Below are 16,714 nucleotides of genomic sequence, written 5' to 3'. Positions count from 1 at the left end.
TCTTATCTATTATACTAATCATTTTCTTTCTTGCCTACCCTTGTGCTTTAATTACTAAAAAAACCAGCAAACTTCCCCAGCTTTCTAAGGAAAACCCAACTCCTTTTTAACAAGCTTCTTTCTTAAATTCAAAAACTCCGCTATAATAAAGCTATTAGTCGGAAAGAAACGAGGGATTTATTATGTCATTTGATGGCGTATTTACTCATAGCATGGTTCATGAGTTGACAGAAACACTCGTAAGTGGCCGGATTTCAAAAATCCATCAGCCTTATGAAAACGAAGTCGTTTTAGTCATTCGTGCGAAAGGTAAAAACCATAAATTATTATTATCAGCACATCCTAGTTATGCGCGCATACAACTATCTACAATTACCTATAGCAATCCGGAAACACCTCCTAATTTTGTGATGATGTTACGAAAATTTCTGGACGGTGCCATTTTAGAAACGATTCAACAAATAGAAAATGATCGCGTGATTCACTTCACCTTTTCAAAAAGAGATGAACTAGGTGACTTACAAAATATTGTTTTGATTGTTGAATTAATGGGACGTCACAGTACAATCGTTTTAGTTAACCAATCTTCTGGAAAAATCTTAGATGCGATAAAACACATTGGAATGAGCCAAAATAGTTATCGTTCGTTGCTTCCTGGAGCAACTTATATTGAACCGCCAAAACCAATAGGACTTAATCCGCTCACGGCCTCAAAAGAAGAAGTCTTTGCGCTTCTTTCTACAGCTCCTGAATTAAACGGACGCTATTTACAACAACATTTCCAAGGTCTAGGCAAAGATACAGCAGACGAATTAAGTGCCCGTTTACTTGCACAACCAAATGAAAAAATGGCCATCTGGACGGAATTTTGGTCCTCAGTCACTGAAGCTGTTGTACCGACATTAACAGTCACTGAAAAAAAAGAATATTTTACGCCCATTCCTTATCAATCATTAGTTGGTGAACAAACAACGTATGCGACACTCAGTGAATTACTAGATGCCTTTTATTCTGGTAAAGCAGAGAAAGACCGTGTCAAACAACAAGGCGGCGAACTAATTCGCAAAATTGAAAATGAACTAAAAAGAAATCAAAAGAAACTTAAAAAATTACAACAAACCTTAGCCGATACAGAAAACGCTGAAAATTACCGTCGCGACGGAGAACTATTAACAACCTTCATGGCACAAGTCCCAAAAGGAGCCACCGAGGTGGAATTACCAAATTATTATGAAGAAAATGCACCATTGCGTATCTCGCTAAATCCTGCACTTTCACCTAATCAAAATGCACAAAAATATTTTCAAAAATACCAAAAATTGAAAAATGCTGTCCGAGTTGTTAAGACACAAATTCAGCAAACACAACAAGAAATTTCTTATTTAGAGTCAGTTGTGGCACAACTTGAAATTGCGACACCAATGGACATTGAAGTGATTCGTGAAGAACTGATTGAGCAAGGCTATTTAAAACGTAAAAAAAATAAAAAACAAAAACAGCCGAAAAAAAGCCAACCCGATCTTTTTTATGCCACAGATAGCACACCTATTCTCGTTGGAAAAAACAATTTGCAAAATGATCAATTGACTTTACGAACCGCTAAAAAAACTGATTATTGGCTCCATGCCAAAGATATTCCTGGATCTCATGTAATTATTCGTGACGCACATCCTAGCGAAGAAACCCTTACTGAAGCCGCACTTCTAGCAGCTTATTTTTCAAAATATCGACTTTCTTCACAAGTGCCTGTTGACTATGTCCAAGTAAAACATGTGCATAAACCCAATGGAGCAAAACCAGGTTATGTGATTTATGAAAACCAACGAACGTTATATGTGACGCCAACAGAAGAATCAATCAAAAAAATCCAGCAAAATAAGGCTTCTGCTTCCTAATTATATTAAACTAAAAAACAACGTACTGCCGATTGATCGTACGTTGTTTTTTTGCATTGGTAAAAACATTTATCAAGTGATAAATAACACAAGTAAGCTCAATTAGTTTACAAACCAGCTATTTCTCTCTATACTGACTGTTGGAGGTGAAATTCATGGTCTTTTTACACATTATTTTTGGGATGTTTGCCTTTATTGGCGCTTTAGGTTTAGGTGTCGCCTTCCGCGATAGCTTTACAGAACTTTCAACACCAAAGAAAGCAGCGATTATTTTATCTTACGTAGGTGCGATTGGTTCAACAGTCCTAGGGTTCACATCAGCAACAAAAAATCCATTTGTTTTAGCTGCAACAGTTGTCTTAGTTGTCGCCTTTTCTATTGCTCTTTTCAAAAAAAGCAGTAAAGAAACAAGCAAATAACAAAACCTTTGAAGAGCGGCATAGCGACAAGCTACCCTCTTCCTTTTACATACTATTTAAAGAAGTGAGGCAAATGTCTCTGACTATTTCTGAAGAAGTAAAACAACGTTTAGCCCCTTTCTTAACTGAAACGAACACCTTCTTATTGGTAGCAAATGACGGCTCTAATCCTTATTCTTCCGCAGAAGGTTGTTGTATGATTGGCGATCGTTTCATTATCGTTCCTGTTGATCAAGCAGAAGCGCCTTATACCGAAACAATTGCTAATGATTCTTTTCACGTCTATACTTCGACGTATGACCAAATGTTTTTAACAGGGCATTTACAGCTAGTGATTCATCCGAATGCGGGAACCATTACTTTAAAAAATGAAAGTGGCATATTAGATAGTAATGTGGACATTTATCAACACTAAAAAAGCAAACAAAACGTTTACGCGTTTTGTTTGCTTTTTTAGTGTTGAAAGGCTTGAAAGGTAGTAATGATTACGTACATCATCCCCGATGCAATAATCGGACCAGCTGCAATTCCTTTTAAAAAAACGACGCCAAGAATCGTTCCAAAAACTAAGGCCACCGTAATCTCTGGCGATTGATTAATTAAACCTACTCCTTTTGAGGATAAAACAGCCACCAGAATTCCACAAAGTATCCCCAGCCACCCCATCGGTGTTTTGAATGATTGGATTAAATCCTTTAAGCCAATTTGTCCTGTAGCAATCGGGACTAAAATGGTAATTGAAATAATTGTGACGCCTAAATTAATGCCTTTATCTGACAACCACGACATGATTTTCGCACTATTTGGTAAAGCCTTTAAAGCAAGCACAACAACTGACGCAATTAATAAACTTTGATTTTTTGCAACAAACGCAATCAAGGCAATCAGTAGTAAAAAAAGCCAACTTTCCACTGGTTGTCCTCCTTTCTGATTTGGTTCTTTCGTTAACCAAACTTTCTTGTCTTTCCTATTTTAGCAAAGAACCTCTTTAATTACCATTCAGCTTCAGTAATTATTGTCTTTTTCACACGAATCTTGCTTAGAAAAAACGAGTTAAAAATTAATTTTTTCTCATAACAAGCCTTTTTCTCTTTGAAAAATTATTTTATGAAGTATACTAATATTAACTATAAAGTAGTTTACTTGCATTTATACTGGATATTCGATATCCTATTTAAGGCTCTTCAATTGAGCGAGCATCACAAAAGACATTTTAGTAGCAATTCTTGGGGAAGTAGTGCTACTAAGATGTCTTTCCTTTTTTTATTTTCACTAACAATATACGTTTCTTATATTAAAATTCACAACTCTTTATAAATAAAAGCGCCTGCCCTACAGTTGTCTGGACTGTCGGGCAGGCGCTTTTCAAGTCATTTAAACACGCTTTAGTTTTCTTTCAAACGATAAACACTTGGACTTGGGTTAAGAAAACCTGCTTCTAAAATTTCGATGTTAGTTAATGCTTGCTCTTCAGTTACTAGTTGCGGTGCACCATTTTTCAACGTTTCATAGACGGCATCATAATAACGACCGTAATCACCTACAGGCGTTTTAATTTGTTTTTTAATCCAGTCGCCATTGCCATTACGGTAGGTCACTTCTCCATAATACATTGGTGAATCTTCTCCAAAGCCTGGTGCATCCGGCATGATTCCGGCTTTTAAATCATTTTCTTGTTGATCTTCGCCATATTTGATGAACGAACCATTGCTACCATGAACAATAAAACGTGGATACGGACTAGCGACAGAATGATTCGTTTTAACTTTTACTTTTAATTTTGAACCATAATGTAAATCAACGTCAAAATAATTATCGACTGCCTCACTCACTTCATTATTACGAATATCATAAGTGACTTGATCTGGACGCCCGAAAAGAGCAATCATGCGATCCATTAAATGAATGCCTAGTCCGTAAAACGAACCATTTTCTTTAGGTCCTTGTTCCGTGATACTTCCTGGTCGATAATAATCAATATGTGTTTCCACTTCATTGATTTCTCCTAAAAAGCCTTGCTCTACTACTTGCTTCATCGCTAGGTAATCGCCGTCGAAACGTCGATTTTGATAAGGCATCACTACTACCCCTTTTTCTTGCCCTAAAGCAAATAATTCCTCTGCGTGTTCTAACGTATCACAAAATGGTTTTTCCACAATCACTGATTTACCAGCCAAAATGGCTTGTTTGGCTAAATCATAATGTGTATGCGCCGGCGTACAGATTGTGATCAATTCAATTTCTGGATCCGTCAATAATTCATTAAGGTCAGTGGTAAAATTTACGCCTTTTTCTTTAAAGGGCGCTGCTGCTTTTTCATTAACATGTAAATCGAAAATCGTTTTCACTTCTAGTGTTTCTCGAATCATTACATAAGGTAAATGGTAGCGGTTGGCACTTTTACCAAATCCAATAAACCCCATTTTTACTGTCATATTTTCCACACTCTTTTCTTATAATTAGATAAGTCCATTTGTTTCAATGACTTTTTGATACCAATAATAACTGTCTTTCGGGATTCTTTCTAAGGAACCTTTTTGTGTTTCATCTTGATCCACATAGACAAAGCCATAACGCTTTTGATAGCCGTTAAGCCACGACAGTAAATCGGTGTAACTCCATGTACAATAACCAATAACTGAAACGCCATCCGTAATCGCCTCTTGAATCGCTTGGATATGGCTTCGCAAATAATCAATGCGATACGTATCATGAATTTGTTTATCTTCTGTTAAGGTATCATATTCGCCTAACCCATTTTCAGTAATTAAAATAGGCACTTGATAGCGACTAGCTAATCGTCGTAAGGCAATTCTCAAACCTTGCGGGTCAATGGCCCAATCCCAGTTCGTTCGTTCAACATATGGATTATTTACTTTTTTAAATAAACCCGGTACCCCAGATTCCGTTTCAGAACCCTTTTCACCCGTTGTATTCATCTTCCCTATTCCAACGCCATCTAATGGATTAGCAGCAACCGTATCCGTCCGATAATAATTAATACCTAGAAAATCAGGTTTGGCTGAACGTAGTAACGCTAAATCGCCCTCTTTTATCGTTGGGGCCACACCTTGCTCCTGTAAGTAATTTAATGCGGCAACTGGGTATTCTCCCCAAAGATAGACATCTAACCAAAAATGCGACAGCAAATCTTCTGCATTTTCAGCCGCTAAAACATTGGCAGGATGCGCATCAACGGCATAAACAGGCGTATAAGCAAAGCTAGGGCCAATTTTGCCAGGCATTTCTAATTCATGAAACGCATTAATCACTGCTGCATTGGCTAAATTAGCAATATGATTGGCCTCATACATCCGTTTATTGTCTGTTACGCCGGGAGGATGCACGGCTAATTGATAACCTAACGAAGTAAACACATTTTGTTCATTTAAACTAATCCAATAGCGAACTTTGCCACGGAAAGCGTCAAATAAAATTTTCGCGTAGGCCACAAAATCAGCAATAATTTTTCTTGATTCCCAGCCACCATATTCTTTTTGCAAAACAGCTGGCAAATCCCAATGATATAAAGTTACCATTGGTTCAATTCCTGCCGCTAATAACTCATCAATTAAATCTGAATAAAATTTCAGTCCCGCTTGATTTACTTGACCACGCCCTTCAGGTAAAATTCGTGTCCATGCAATCGAGAAACGATATGCTTTTAAACCTTGTTGTTTCATTAAAGCCACATCTTCTTTAAAACGATGATAATGATCGACGGCTAAATCGCCAGTTGTCTCTTTGAACGTTTTTCCTGGTAGCCGAACAAATTCATCCCAAACAGATGCGCCTTTGCCGTCTTCATTCCAAGCACCTTCTACTTGATAAGCTGCCGAAGCAGAGCCCCATAAAAAATCTTGCGGAAATGCTTTTAGTTGGTGATGTTCCATTGTCATACCTCCCTCTTTTCTGTGCTGCCCTTTTATTGTAAAAGGTTTTCACAAAAAGTACCAATCAGATCAATAAGTTCTTCTGTTTACTTTTAAAACTATATAGTTTTAAAAGTAATAAGTCAACTACTTTTATTTAAGTACTTGATTATTAAGTGGTTACGTTAAAAATAAATATATAGTTTTAACAAGTTAAATTCATGGTATAATGAGAGAAATACTGGTGATAAAGGAGTACTCTGATGCGGACAAATACACGTTATAAAGAAATTTATGCAGCTATAAAACAGGATATCGAAGCAGGTGTTTATCCAATTAATCAAAAGTTACCCCAAGGTCGTCTTCTTGCAGAAAAATATCAGGTCAGCGAACTAACCATTACAAAAGCCTTACATTTGCTTGTGCAAGAAGGTTATGTTGTCAGACGACGTGGCTCGGGCAGCTTTGTTCAAGACTTTCAAAATCGAACTATTACTAAATTTTCTCCGTTAACCGGCACTTACTCAACCTACGATGGAAAAGTTGAATCCGTGGTTTTAGGCTTTGCAACAGAAGTACCTGAGCCTTGGGTGACTGAAAAATTAAGTATTACAGAAGAAGAGTTAGTCTACAAAATTATTCGCTTACGGATTATCGAAGATGTGCCCTCAATTATTGAATACACTTGGATGCCCGTTGCTTTAATTCCGAACTTGACAATGAAAGAATTGAAAGTCTCCATTTATCAATATATTTCGGAACAATTGCATCAAAAAATTCAAAGTGCGCGGGTCAGCATTTCTGGGATCCGTCCTTCTGCGTTGGAAAAAAAATATTTAAACTTAACCGATAATGATTTCCTGATGCGTGCAGAACAAATTGCGTACCTAGGCAACGGGCATATTTTTGAATACTCAATTGCGAATCATATTCCTAGTGAATTCACTTTTGAAACTGTCTTAATTGCAGAAAAATAGAAAACTTTTATGTTACCATTTCTCATTTCTAACAAAACGATCTCTTTACTTTGAGCCAATACTTTTTGTTAGAAATGTTTTTCTACTAGTTAAAAATATTTTTCAAATTATATTTCCAAACATGAATTTTGATAAAAGTATTGCTATTTACTAGAACTACGATTAAAATATTGCTTGTAGCACTCTTTTTTATATAGATACAAGCAATTTGTTTTTTACATAGTCAATCAACCAAAGTGAGGACTTTATATGAGGAAACCCTACATTTTAATGAGCTTACTCGTTCTAAGTACCTTATTAAGTGCTTGTTCAACTGTAAGTGGCAGCCCAGCAAGTCAAAGTGCGCCCGCACCTGATGAAGTGTTGGCGACAAGTATTGGGACGTATGAAAATCGAACATTGTTGGTTCCAGATGGGCGTTTAGCCTTAACTGCCTTGCATAAAGGAAAAGATTATCAAGGCAAACCAATGTTTTATGTCCTGTTTGAATTAACCAATACAACCGAAAAAACACAAAATATTCAGCTAATGATTCAAAGTTTTATGGAAGTTAGTCAAACTGTCCACGGAAAAGCCCAAAATTTACAATATGCAGTCTTAACAGATTCACCTTTCCAAGACAAATTAGATCGTTTAGCAGATGAAATCAATCCTGGTGAAACAATCCAAGGCGCTTACCCGTATGAATTTATTAATGAGAACAAGCCGGTCCATTTTAAATTTAGAGATCGCCTTCTCAGTCTGGATGAACCCATTGCATCAGAAGAAATTACCATTACAGAAAAAAGTTTGGTCCGCTAGCTTAGCTAGCATTGGACCAAACTTTTTATTTATTATTCAGACGGAAAAGATTCTCCTTCTATAAAACGTGTGTAAATGTGTTCGCTCTCAGCAGCTTCTCCCCGCATTAAATGAATAATTTTCTCTGCAGCCACCATGCCCCATCGATGTTTAGAATAGGCAATTGTTGCTAATCGCGGTTGCACAAACGCACCTAGTTCAGAATTATCAAAACCAATCATCCGAATGTCTTTCCCCATTTGGTAATTTGTTTCTGCAACATATTTATAGACACCGATCGCCATTTCATCATTAAAAGCAAAAACATCGACTGGTTCTGTCTGTGGTTGACTCAAAATTTTTTTAGCAGCCGCATAGCCAGAAGGTTCGGTAAAATCGCCTTGGATAATTTCATAAGGTATCCCAAAACGAGTTAATTCTCGTGTACTAACAGCCAATCGTTCTTGGCTATCATAACCTTTTTCTGGTCCAGAAAGCAGAAGAACTTTTTTTGAACCCACATTGACAAATTGCTCAATTGCCTGCGTGGCACCGCCACGATTATCCAAGAGAACTTGCCGAATATTCCTATGCTCAGTGGTTCGATCAAGGACAACGATCGAATGGCCTCGTTCAGCAAACTTTTCAATTTCTTTTGTTGGAAATGTCCAATCTAAAATAATTGCCCCATCCACCATTTTTTCAGGAATGAAAAGATGTGACTTTTTACCGCTGCAGACAATCATCTCATAATCAAACAGTGCTAAGCCTTTCTTAATTCCCTCCAACAATTCACCATAAAAACTACCGCCATAATCGGCCAAATAGACACCAATAATATTGGTTTGACGACGTTTTAATGTGCGAGCGGCCATGTTAGGAACATAGTTTAGCTCTTCAGCAATTGCTTGGATGCGCGTTCGTGTTTCTTCAGTTACCTTTGAACTACCATTCAATGCGTAAGAAACGGTCGAGATTGATACGCCTGCTTTTTTTGCAATATCTTTAATTCCTACCATGGACTACTCTCCTTTCTAATGGTAAATTTCAATAACACTTGCTTCATTTAATAATGAAAGCACCTCGTCTTTTTGAACTTCCATTCCCCCTTCTCGATAAGGGTTTTCTTCAAACTTAAACGGAACTTCTTGACCATCGATAACTATTTTCGCTGACTGATTTGGATAAAATTTATATGTGACAGGTTTATCAAACAATTGGTAAGTTAGTGTTAAACCAGACAATTTTTCTGGTAACATGGGATCAAAAACCACACTTTGGGCCTTTTGCCGAATCCCTAAAACAGCTGTAATTAATTGATTTAAATAAATTCCCGGCCCGCTTGAATAAATTCGCCAACCACCTTTTACCCCAATACTTCCATCTTTTAGTTTACCAAAATTTTCTTGTGATTCATACCTTGTTTTAAAATCGCCATCGGAACTACTAAAATAGGCATTGGCTTGGCGTAACTCTGCATTGTGAACCACTTCTTTTAATTGAACTGGATTGATTTGCATTAATGCTTGCCAGGTTTTGTCTCGCTGACCAATTTTCGCCATCGCTTCTGTATAGCGAATGTGCGCATGAACATACTGTAAGCCAATTTCGCGACCAAAATTAGCCGCCTGTTCTGCTCGTTTAAAATTAGTGCTCACACCGCCTCGATAGTTCGCTGGTTTGTTCATTAAACGCACGCCATCAGGAAACGTTAATTCTTTTTCAATAATTTCTAAATGATGACTTACTTGTTCCGGTGTTAATAATTCAGCTAACATACTACGAGTCATTGGCAATAACCGATATTGAATCCCTGTTTTTTGGTCATTTGGGTGAATCATTTGTTCAAAAGTTTCTGGCGTTTCCATATAAATAAACCCTGGAATCGTTTCATCCGCCAACATATATTTTTGAAAATCGTTCTTTATTCCTGCGACTAAAATTGCTAAGTGCTGACTATAAGTAGCATCGATTTCCGTAATTAAAGCCGCAAATTTTTTCAATACTTGATACGTTAAGGCAACGGTCCAACTACTAGCCATTTGCTCTTTAAGACGATTATCATAAGGTTGTAACGTGTCATCCCAATCGCCGTCACCGTAACAGGATAGAAAAGTTTCTGGTAAAAAATGTTGTTCAATATAATTTATTTCTTTTTTCAAATGTTCAAATAAAGATGCTGTTTCTTTTGTTTTGTGATTATCTTTGCGACTTGTATAAGGGATTTCCGTAGCTAAGATTGAATAATCTGCGGTTTGTTCCAAATAATCAGTCACTACTTTCAATGGCCAGACGATAATATCGCCATGGCTTTCACTGGCTTTTTGTTCTTCGTATCGGTCAAACATAAACCATTGCGGCCAGTTGCCATCGTCCTCAAATTGATTTTCAAATAGATGCTGAATAATGGAGGCCACGATCTTAGGCTGTTGCGTCGCAAAGAAAAATTCTGTCGGTCCTTGCGACACATCTCGTGTGCCCCAAGCTGCTCCACCATACTGTTCTAAGCCATGTGGCGACAAATAATGAACGAGCATATTATGAGTATACCAACGAGTTAATTGATTCATTTGCTGCACACTTGAGTCTGTGTGTGTTAACTCAAAATGATGCAACAAGCCATTAATGAATGCCAAATATTGACTTTCTGCTTTTTCAAAATCTAATGGTGTATTGACTAATGATTGGTCCTCTATACTGCCCGTAATAAGTAGTGAAAATTTTTGGGTCTTTTCGATTGCCAAGACTAATAAGTCCGCTTCAGCTCCACCAAATAATGTGCTATCGGTTACTTGAAATGATTTATCAACTGTCAATGCATAGGTTAGTTCTGGGTAATAATTTTCTGTAGCAGAATGATTTCCCGTCACTCGAAGCGTTTTGCCAGTTTGTTCTAATTGATAGGTTGGGACTTCTTCCGGTCCTAATAACAAATGGTTAGAAACAGCCCACATATATGCATCCTTTTGACTGGTCACTTCCAATTGAATCACTCTTGAATCAGGCGAAGTGAAGGTGCGTACTCGAATTGTATCCTTTGGCAACTTATAATACCACGTAGCAGAGTTCAACCCCATTTCAAAAGCAGAAGGCATTGTTAGTAAGCGCCATAAGCCATTCTCTAAAATGTAGATTCGTTGACCAGAGCGTTTCATAACGTTTAATGCGTTTCGGCTATTACTCATTAATTTATTCATGGTCGTATTTCCTAAAACTACTTGTGAATTGAAAATGCCATACATATACACTGTCGTACTAAGCAAAGGTTCGTCAACCGTTAAGCCTTTACCACTTAATAAAATGTGGCCATGCGCTCTTTCCATGGCAATTTCTTTTTCTTGAAGAACAACGTGATGGTAATTTTCCGTGAAAAAGGAATACGTCTGACCTGCTACTTTTTCAATTTGTGTCTGAAGGGGATAAAGTGCGGCCAACTCTTCTTCCGTTAATGGATTTCCTGTGATAGGTTCTCCTAAAAGTTTCGGAGGATAGTCCTGTGTTCCTTCTAATGAATCGAATGTCACAGTTTCATAAATAGCTTGTAAGTCTTCTTTCGATAAAAAAGGTTCAGCTAATGCTTGCGGATGTGTTTCTGTTACCGCACCATAAAAAACAAATTCCTTACTTTCATTCGTTAATTGGACGGCTTCCGTTTGTAAAGCGGTGTAAGCAAATTCATATTGATAGACTTCATTTGCTAAATATCTTTTCCTCAATGCTTCTGGTGTGTTCGTTTGTTTAAATGAACGTCCAAAAAATTGATAGCCGTCCGTTGAGTAGCCTGCTAATTTTTGAAAACTCCCTTGAATAAGGGCTGGAAACTTCTCATTTTGCGGTTGATTTTGTCTTGATAAAACAACAAGCTCTTCGCCCTCTTGCCAAATGTGATGATCAAGATACTGCGACACATACGCTTCATTTGACTGAACGGCTCCTTTTGTCGCTAAGCCAATATCTTGACCATAAACAATATCTACTAAGCCAGTTCCAGTGACATTAACCCGCCAGAACCATTGATTGCTTGGCCCCAAACGAAAGTCAACTTGGTAACGAACCGCTTCAAATTCACCCCGCCATGTCAATTGATTATCTGAAAGATAAAAATCACTTTGACTGTTGGAACCAATCATTGGTCGATAATTAATTGTGTCCCCTGTAATTATCCGCAAATAGAGTTGGTTCATACTGCCGTCTAAAGGATTACCTTCTAATTGATTAATCATCATGCCACAGCTATTCAATTCTTTTAAATCACCTGTCTCTAGAAATGTAGCGACTGTGTCTGCTTGCTTAAGCTTCTTTATCTGCATAACTTATCCTTCCCATCTTATTCATTTAACGTGACTGTTGCGGTTTGTACATCGCGACTATTTCCACCAATCATTACGATAAATTCACCTGCATCACTGGTTACCTGATTGTCTGAATGAACATAGCGCACCATATCCTCTGAAAGAAGAAACTGAACTTCTTTTTCTTCCTTTGGTTCCAGCCAAACTTTTTGGAAATCTTTTAACTCTTTAATTGGGCGAACCACTTGTCCCACCAAATCACGTACATAAAATTGCACGGTTTCCTCTCCAGCGATTGGACTGTCATTTCTTACTAAAACAGAGACCGTGACTGGTTGTTCTTTGGTAAATGTTAATGCACTTAGTTGAATTGGTTGATAAGAGAAATGACTATAACTTAAGCCAAATCCAAAGGGATATTTAGCGTAATTAGAGACATCTAAATATTTAGAAACATATTTTTCTTCTGGTGCTGACTCATAAGGACGCCCAGTATTGTCGACATTGTAAAAAATTGGCACTTGACCAACCGTTTCTGGAAACGACATACTTAAACGACCACTTGGATTGTACTGTCCCCACAAAATTTCTGCTAGCGCATTGCCCCCTTCTGTTCCAGGTTGCCAAGCTTGCACAATTCCTTTTGCAACATCTATCCCTTGTAAATCTAAGGGCCGGCCACTGTAGACCGTGACAACAACATTGGGATTTTTCTCAATAATTTGTGCCACTACTGCTAATTGTTTTTCGGGTAGACGAATATCACTGCGACTGGCAGCTTCCCCACTCATCCAATCTGTTTCGCCTAGTGCCACTACTACTTTATCTGCTTGACTAGCTAACGTTAGAGCCTCTTCAATGGCCGCCGCGGTCGGTTCAAAGTAATCAAAGGGTTCTTGGGCAACTAGAAGATTTGTGGTTAATTTTTGGGCCCCAGCCACGAGGGAAATGGCTTCTTCTTTCTTTCCTTGCCATGACCAAGCCCCTAAAATATCTTGTGATTGGGCCCCTGGGCCGACAAGCGCGATTTTTTCTTGCGGTGTAAAAGGCAAAATATTTTCATTTTTTAAAAGAACCATTGATTTTTGAGCAATCTTTTTAGCTATTTCTCGATGTTCTTTGCTTAAAATCACTTCTGCTTCCGCTTGTTCATCCGCACCACGATAGGGATTTTCAAATAAGCCTAGCTCATTTTTTAGTTTTAAAATTCGCATAACTGCTTCATCAATAAGTGTTTCAGCAATCCGGCCTTCTTCAAGTAATTCTTTTAAATAATCTGGATAACACGTGGTCATCATTTCAATATCTACACCAGCTTTGATAGCCAATTCTGCTGCCTGTTTTTCATCTTTGGCAACACCATGAGGAATTAATTCTTTAATCGCTCCCCAGTCTGAAATCACAACTCCTTCAAAGCCAAATTCATTTCGTAATACGTCTCTAAACAGCCATTGGTTGCCTGTAGCAGGAATCCCATCCACTGTATTGAAGGACGTCATGACAAGTTTTGCACCCGCATCTAATCCAGCTTTATAGCCAGGTAAATACATTTCTCTTAGCTGCCGTTCAGACATATCTACCGTATTATAATCCCGACCAGCTAAGGCACCACCATATGCCGCAAAATGCTTCACGCACGCGGCTACTCGCCAATTGTCTTCTTTTAAATTTTCTCCTTGGTAACCTCTAACCATTGCAGCAGCTAAGCGGCTGTTGAGTAATGGATCTTCACCTGTTGACTCCATGACACGTCCCCAACGTGGATCGCGCACTAAATCAACCATTGGCGAAAAGGTTACATGTAATCCTGAAACAGCAGCTTCTTTTGCTGAAATCTCCGCCATTTTTTCAACTGCTGCTTCATCCCAAGTGCTTCCTAAAGCCAAAGGAATCGGAAAGATGGTTCTGAAACCATGAATAATATCCGCCATTAAAAGTGTTGGAATATTTAAGCGATGATTTTGCATATATTCTTTTTGAACACGTTTCGCTTCATTTGCACCGGAAACACCCAGTGTTGTCCCCGCCGTATCAATCGTTTCTTGACTTAGTCCTAGCTCTGACATAGGGCCGGTCTTTTCTTCTGCTTTATCTGAATAAAACGCTGCTGCTAATTGTAATAATTGATTAATTTTCTCATCAATTGTCATTTCTTCGACTAATTGAATCAGTTGATTTTCTTTCATACTCTCACCTTTCTTCAATACATACTTCTGCTTCTAAAGGAAAATGGTCGGAGGGAAAACGTCCATCGATACTATCTGTTAAACTTGCGGTTTGCTGTACTTGCCAACCTTTTACATAAATATAATCAATTTCTTCTAATTCCGCCCAAGGCTTTGTGTAAGTAAAATTTTGAAATGTTCCTCTTGGGCCATAATGAGTAGCTAAATTTTTGCTATCTTGAAATTTTTTTTGAACAAGTTGATGCACCGCTTCCCCCGACTCTGCATTAAAATCGCCCATTAATAAAGTTGGATACTGTGCAATTTTGTCATGTAACTCCTCTAAGATAACGGTCATTCCTGCTAAACGAGCATGAGCTGAAATATGATCCAAATGAACATTGATGACTAAAAAAGGCGTATTTTGAGTCGTTTCCTTAAATAGTCCCCACAAAGCAATTCTTGGACAGCCAGCTTCAGGATGGATACTTGGCTGCTGAGGTGTTTCAGATAACCAAAAATACCCTGTATCAATAGCCTGAACTTTTTGTTCGTTATAGAGAATCGCTAGTCCTTCTCCTTGACCATCCCCTTCTCTTTCCGCAGAAAGACAGGTGAATGTTGTATACGCCTTTAAATCCCTGACTTGATTCGGTCGTACTTCTTGAATACAACAAAGGCTCCAATCATGAAAATTGATTAACTGACAAACAGCCTCTTTACGAAAAGACCATTGCCAATCTTGGTCATACTCTGTATCTACCCGGACATTATACGTAGCTATTTTCATTTTTAACCTCCTGCAATAGTTGTTGAATTTGACTCATCTCACGACGGATCTGGGTTGTTTCACCGCCACCATGGCCTTTTTTCCAATACACTCTGACTGCTTTTCTTGCCTTTATCTGATGATAAGAAGGGAAAAAATCTTTCATTGGACATATCGGATCGTGACTCCCAACAGAAGCAAAGACTGGATTTTTAATTTGCGAAACAAAGTGGCGACTATCAAAATAAGGAAGAACCGCGGCAATTTTTTCATGCGCTTGAGGATGCTCTTGTAAGTACTGATGAATAATTTGATACGAACCCGTTCCTTCTGCTACTCGATTTTCTAAACAAGAATGACTTGGAACATCTGCAAAAGTAGCTAAAATCGGGAAGTCGACTAAACTGTTCACCATTAACACTACGCCACCCCCTTGGGAACCACCACGAAGAATGATTTGGTCCTGATTAATTTCAGTAAAGGTCCGCACCACTTCTACGCTACGTAAATGGTCGGCAAACAAGCGGCGTTGGTACCAATCTTCTTTGTCTAGAAATCCTCGTCCCATTGGTGCTTCATGCCAAATTGTTTGATATGGCACGCGATCTTTGGTTAATCCCCCTTGACCTCGATTATCAATGACAAAACAAGCACAACCAATTTGTGTCCAATGAGCAAATTGCCAAGGTTCTTGAATATGATTCATATAGCCTAAACAGTCAATCACTATTGGCTGTTTTCCCGCCGTTTTAGGAAGTAACAAATAGCCAAAGATGCGCTCACCTAGGAAACTTAAAAAGTCGACCTGTTCCACTTGAACATTCTCCAATGGATAGTCAATGACCCGCCGATGTATATCTAGCGGTATTTTTTGAAGTTCTTCCTTAGTCTTTTCCCAAAACTCAAAATACTCATTCATGTTCCACACCTAACACTTTCTGAAAAAACGCAACTTGAAGAAAAGCCGTTGTCCCGAATCCTAACGCAATATATAAAAACAAATTAAGCTTATAGAAAAAAACAAACGTTAAAAGAGGTAAAATAAACAAAATAATCGCATTGGCACTATTACTTAAGACCACATAAACCGTCTCACCTAGTGTCTTTTTAACGGACCAATTAAAAACGGAAAAGAGAAAAAGAAAACTCGTCAAAAATAATGCAACAAAACTTAATAGAAAAATAGCTAAGAAACCTAAACTAGTGGCTATTTTAAATAAACTTGTTACGACAATACCGCCCAGTAAAAAAGCAACGAACAAGACACCTGTTAAAATAAAACCTCGCATGATATTATTTTTTAATGCTATCCAAAACGTTCGCAAAACAGGAATATCTTTTTCACGATACAAACGATAGATCGTTCGATACAACGCAATTAAGCCGACACCGCTAAAGATGCCTGTTATACAGGTAATTAAAAAGAGAAAATTAATAATGATCAAGTTGGCAATAAAAGAAAAAATCCGATAATACCAACCTTCATATGCAAATAGCTTATTCATATTAAAAGAGAAAAGCGGATTTCTCGTTGCTTTATCCGCT

General features: G+C 37.9%; 14 protein-coding genes. 5 read left to right on the top strand and 9 right to left on the bottom strand.

The genetic code is table 11. From position 1 onward, the window contains the following. The first annotated feature begins 182 nt into the window (after positions 1-182). The 3 genes from efbA to IGL07_RS05860 all read left to right on the top strand — a co-directional run bounded on the left by efbA (position 183) and on the right by IGL07_RS05860 (position 2,729). On the top strand, positions 183-1,895 hold the full coding sequence (gene efbA / locus IGL07_RS05870) for a fibronectin-binding protein EfbA (protein WP_010817211.1): 1,713 nt from the start codon (positions 183-185) through the stop codon (positions 1,893-1,895). Between the two features lie 155 nt (positions 1,896-2,050). Beyond that, positions 2,051-2,314 carry a hypothetical protein gene (locus IGL07_RS05865; protein WP_002381957.1) on the top strand — a complete coding sequence of 88 codons (264 nt, stop codon included), beginning with the start codon at positions 2,051-2,053 and terminating at the stop codon, positions 2,312-2,314. Positions 2,315-2,387: 73 nt separating this feature from the next. After that, positions 2,388-2,729, top strand: coding sequence for an iron-sulfur cluster biosynthesis family protein (locus IGL07_RS05860; protein WP_002391631.1), 342 nt, complete (start codon positions 2,388-2,390; stop codon positions 2,727-2,729). A gap of 38 nt (positions 2,730-2,767) precedes the next feature. Here the strand turns inward: IGL07_RS05860 and IGL07_RS05855 are convergent, their stop codons facing one another. The 3 genes from IGL07_RS05855 to IGL07_RS05845 all read right to left on the bottom strand — a co-directional run bounded on the left by IGL07_RS05855 (position 2,768) and on the right by IGL07_RS05845 (position 6,207). After that, complete coding sequence (locus IGL07_RS05855) at positions 2,768-3,226, bottom strand: DUF441 domain-containing protein (RefSeq protein WP_002357887.1); 459 nt, start codon at positions 3,224-3,226, stop codon at positions 2,768-2,770. Positions 3,227-3,699: 473 nt separating this feature from the next. Continuing rightward, positions 3,700-4,749: an oxidoreductase gene (locus tag IGL07_RS05850; RefSeq protein WP_002419153.1), complete on the bottom strand. Its 1,050-nt coding sequence runs from the start codon at positions 4,747-4,749 to the stop codon at positions 3,700-3,702. Positions 4,750-4,773: 24 nt separating this feature from the next. Further along, entirely contained in the window at positions 4,774-6,207 is a 1,434-nt protein-coding gene (locus IGL07_RS05845) for a glycoside hydrolase family 1 protein (RefSeq protein ID WP_002397839.1), read from the bottom strand. Positions 6,208-6,449: 242 nt separating this feature from the next. On the opposite strand from IGL07_RS05845, the gene IGL07_RS05840 reads away from it, so the two are divergent. Both IGL07_RS05840 and IGL07_RS05835 read left to right on the top strand, forming a co-directional pair. Next, complete coding sequence (locus tag IGL07_RS05840) at positions 6,450-7,163, top strand: GntR family transcriptional regulator (RefSeq protein WP_002366529.1); 714 nt, start codon at positions 6,450-6,452, stop codon at positions 7,161-7,163. Between the two features lie 270 nt (positions 7,164-7,433). After that, entirely contained in the window at positions 7,434-7,964 is a 531-nt protein-coding gene (locus IGL07_RS05835) for a DUF5067 domain-containing protein (RefSeq protein WP_002384665.1), read from the top strand. A 32-nt stretch (positions 7,965-7,996) separates the two neighbouring features. On the opposite strand, the gene IGL07_RS05830 is transcribed toward IGL07_RS05835, so the two are convergent. Genes IGL07_RS05830 through IGL07_RS05805 form a run of 6 tightly spaced genes read right to left on the bottom strand, consistent with a single transcriptional unit; the run spans position 7,997 to position 16,674 of the window. Then, positions 7,997-8,962, bottom strand: coding sequence for a LacI family DNA-binding transcriptional regulator (locus tag IGL07_RS05830; protein ID WP_002382203.1), 966 nt, complete (start codon positions 8,960-8,962; stop codon positions 7,997-7,999). Between the two features lie 15 nt (positions 8,963-8,977). Next, complete coding sequence (locus IGL07_RS05825; protein ID WP_010817210.1) at positions 8,978-12,253, bottom strand: GH36-type glycosyl hydrolase domain-containing protein; 3,276 nt, start codon at positions 12,251-12,253, stop codon at positions 8,978-8,980. A gap of 17 nt (positions 12,254-12,270) precedes the next feature. Then, positions 12,271-14,421, bottom strand: coding sequence for a glycoside hydrolase family 3 N-terminal domain-containing protein (locus IGL07_RS05820; RefSeq protein WP_010710169.1), 2,151 nt, complete (start codon positions 14,419-14,421; stop codon positions 12,271-12,273). A gap of 4 nt (positions 14,422-14,425) precedes the next feature. Further along, the gene (locus tag IGL07_RS05815; protein WP_002377753.1) at positions 14,426-15,190 is read right to left on the bottom strand and encodes an endonuclease/exonuclease/phosphatase family protein; all 765 of its coding nucleotides are present in this window, start codon (positions 15,188-15,190) and stop codon (positions 14,426-14,428) included. Beyond that, complete coding sequence (locus IGL07_RS05810) at positions 15,171-16,088, bottom strand: acetylxylan esterase (RefSeq protein WP_010817209.1); 918 nt, start codon at positions 16,086-16,088, stop codon at positions 15,171-15,173. Before IGL07_RS05810 ends, IGL07_RS05815 begins: the two co-directional genes overlap by 20 nt. Then, complete coding sequence (locus IGL07_RS05805; RefSeq protein WP_010817208.1) at positions 16,081-16,674, bottom strand: hypothetical protein; 594 nt, start codon at positions 16,672-16,674, stop codon at positions 16,081-16,083. The genes IGL07_RS05810 and IGL07_RS05805 overlap by 8 nt, the downstream gene beginning before the upstream one ends. Positions 16,675-16,714 lie beyond the last annotated feature (40 nt).

This window comes from Enterococcus sp. DIV1368f (assembly GCF_051712245.1).
Lineage (GTDB): Bacteria > Bacillota > Bacilli > Lactobacillales > Enterococcaceae > Enterococcus > Enterococcus faecalis.
The sequence above is the reverse complement of the archived record's forward strand: the minus strand, read 5'-3'. Positions and strand labels throughout refer to the sequence as shown.

What these genes read in the sequence shown, in the direction of transcription:
- IGL07_RS05835 (WP_002384665.1), top strand. Translation starts at nt 7,434, where the DNA reads ATGAGCTTACTCGTTCTAAGTACCTTATTAAGTGCTTGTTCAACTGTA.
- IGL07_RS05815 (WP_002377753.1), bottom strand. Translation starts at nt 15,190, where the DNA reads ATGAAAATAGCTACGTATAATGTCCGGGTAGATACAGAGTATGACCAA.
- IGL07_RS05805 (WP_010817208.1), bottom strand. Translation starts at nt 16,674, where the DNA reads ATGAATAAGCTATTTGCATATGAAGGTTGGTATTATCGGATTTTTTCT.
- efbA (WP_010817211.1), top strand. Translation starts at nt 183, where the DNA reads ATGTCATTTGATGGCGTATTTACTCATAGCATGGTTCATGAGTTGACA.
- IGL07_RS05860 (WP_002391631.1), top strand. Translation starts at nt 2,388, where the DNA reads ATGTCTCTGACTATTTCTGAAGAAGTAAAACAACGTTTAGCCCCTTTC.
- IGL07_RS05825 (WP_010817210.1), bottom strand. Translation starts at nt 12,253, where the DNA reads ATGCAGATAAAGAAGCTTAAGCAAGCAGACACAGTCGCTACATTTCTA.
- IGL07_RS05810 (WP_010817209.1), bottom strand. Translation starts at nt 16,088, where the DNA reads ATGAATGAGTATTTTGAGTTTTGGGAAAAGACTAAGGAAGAACTTCAA.
- IGL07_RS05865 (WP_002381957.1), top strand. Translation starts at nt 2,051, where the DNA reads ATGGTCTTTTTACACATTATTTTTGGGATGTTTGCCTTTATTGGCGCT.
- IGL07_RS05840 (WP_002366529.1), top strand. Translation starts at nt 6,450, where the DNA reads ATGCGGACAAATACACGTTATAAAGAAATTTATGCAGCTATAAAACAG.
- IGL07_RS05845 (WP_002397839.1), bottom strand. Translation starts at nt 6,207, where the DNA reads ATGGAACATCACCAACTAAAAGCATTTCCGCAAGATTTTTTATGGGGC.
- IGL07_RS05820 (WP_010710169.1), bottom strand. Translation starts at nt 14,421, where the DNA reads ATGAAAGAAAATCAACTGATTCAATTAGTCGAAGAAATGACAATTGAT.
- IGL07_RS05830 (WP_002382203.1), bottom strand. Translation starts at nt 8,962, where the DNA reads ATGGTAGGAATTAAAGATATTGCAAAAAAAGCAGGCGTATCAATCTCG.
- IGL07_RS05850 (WP_002419153.1), bottom strand. Translation starts at nt 4,749, where the DNA reads ATGACAGTAAAAATGGGGTTTATTGGATTTGGTAAAAGTGCCAACCGC.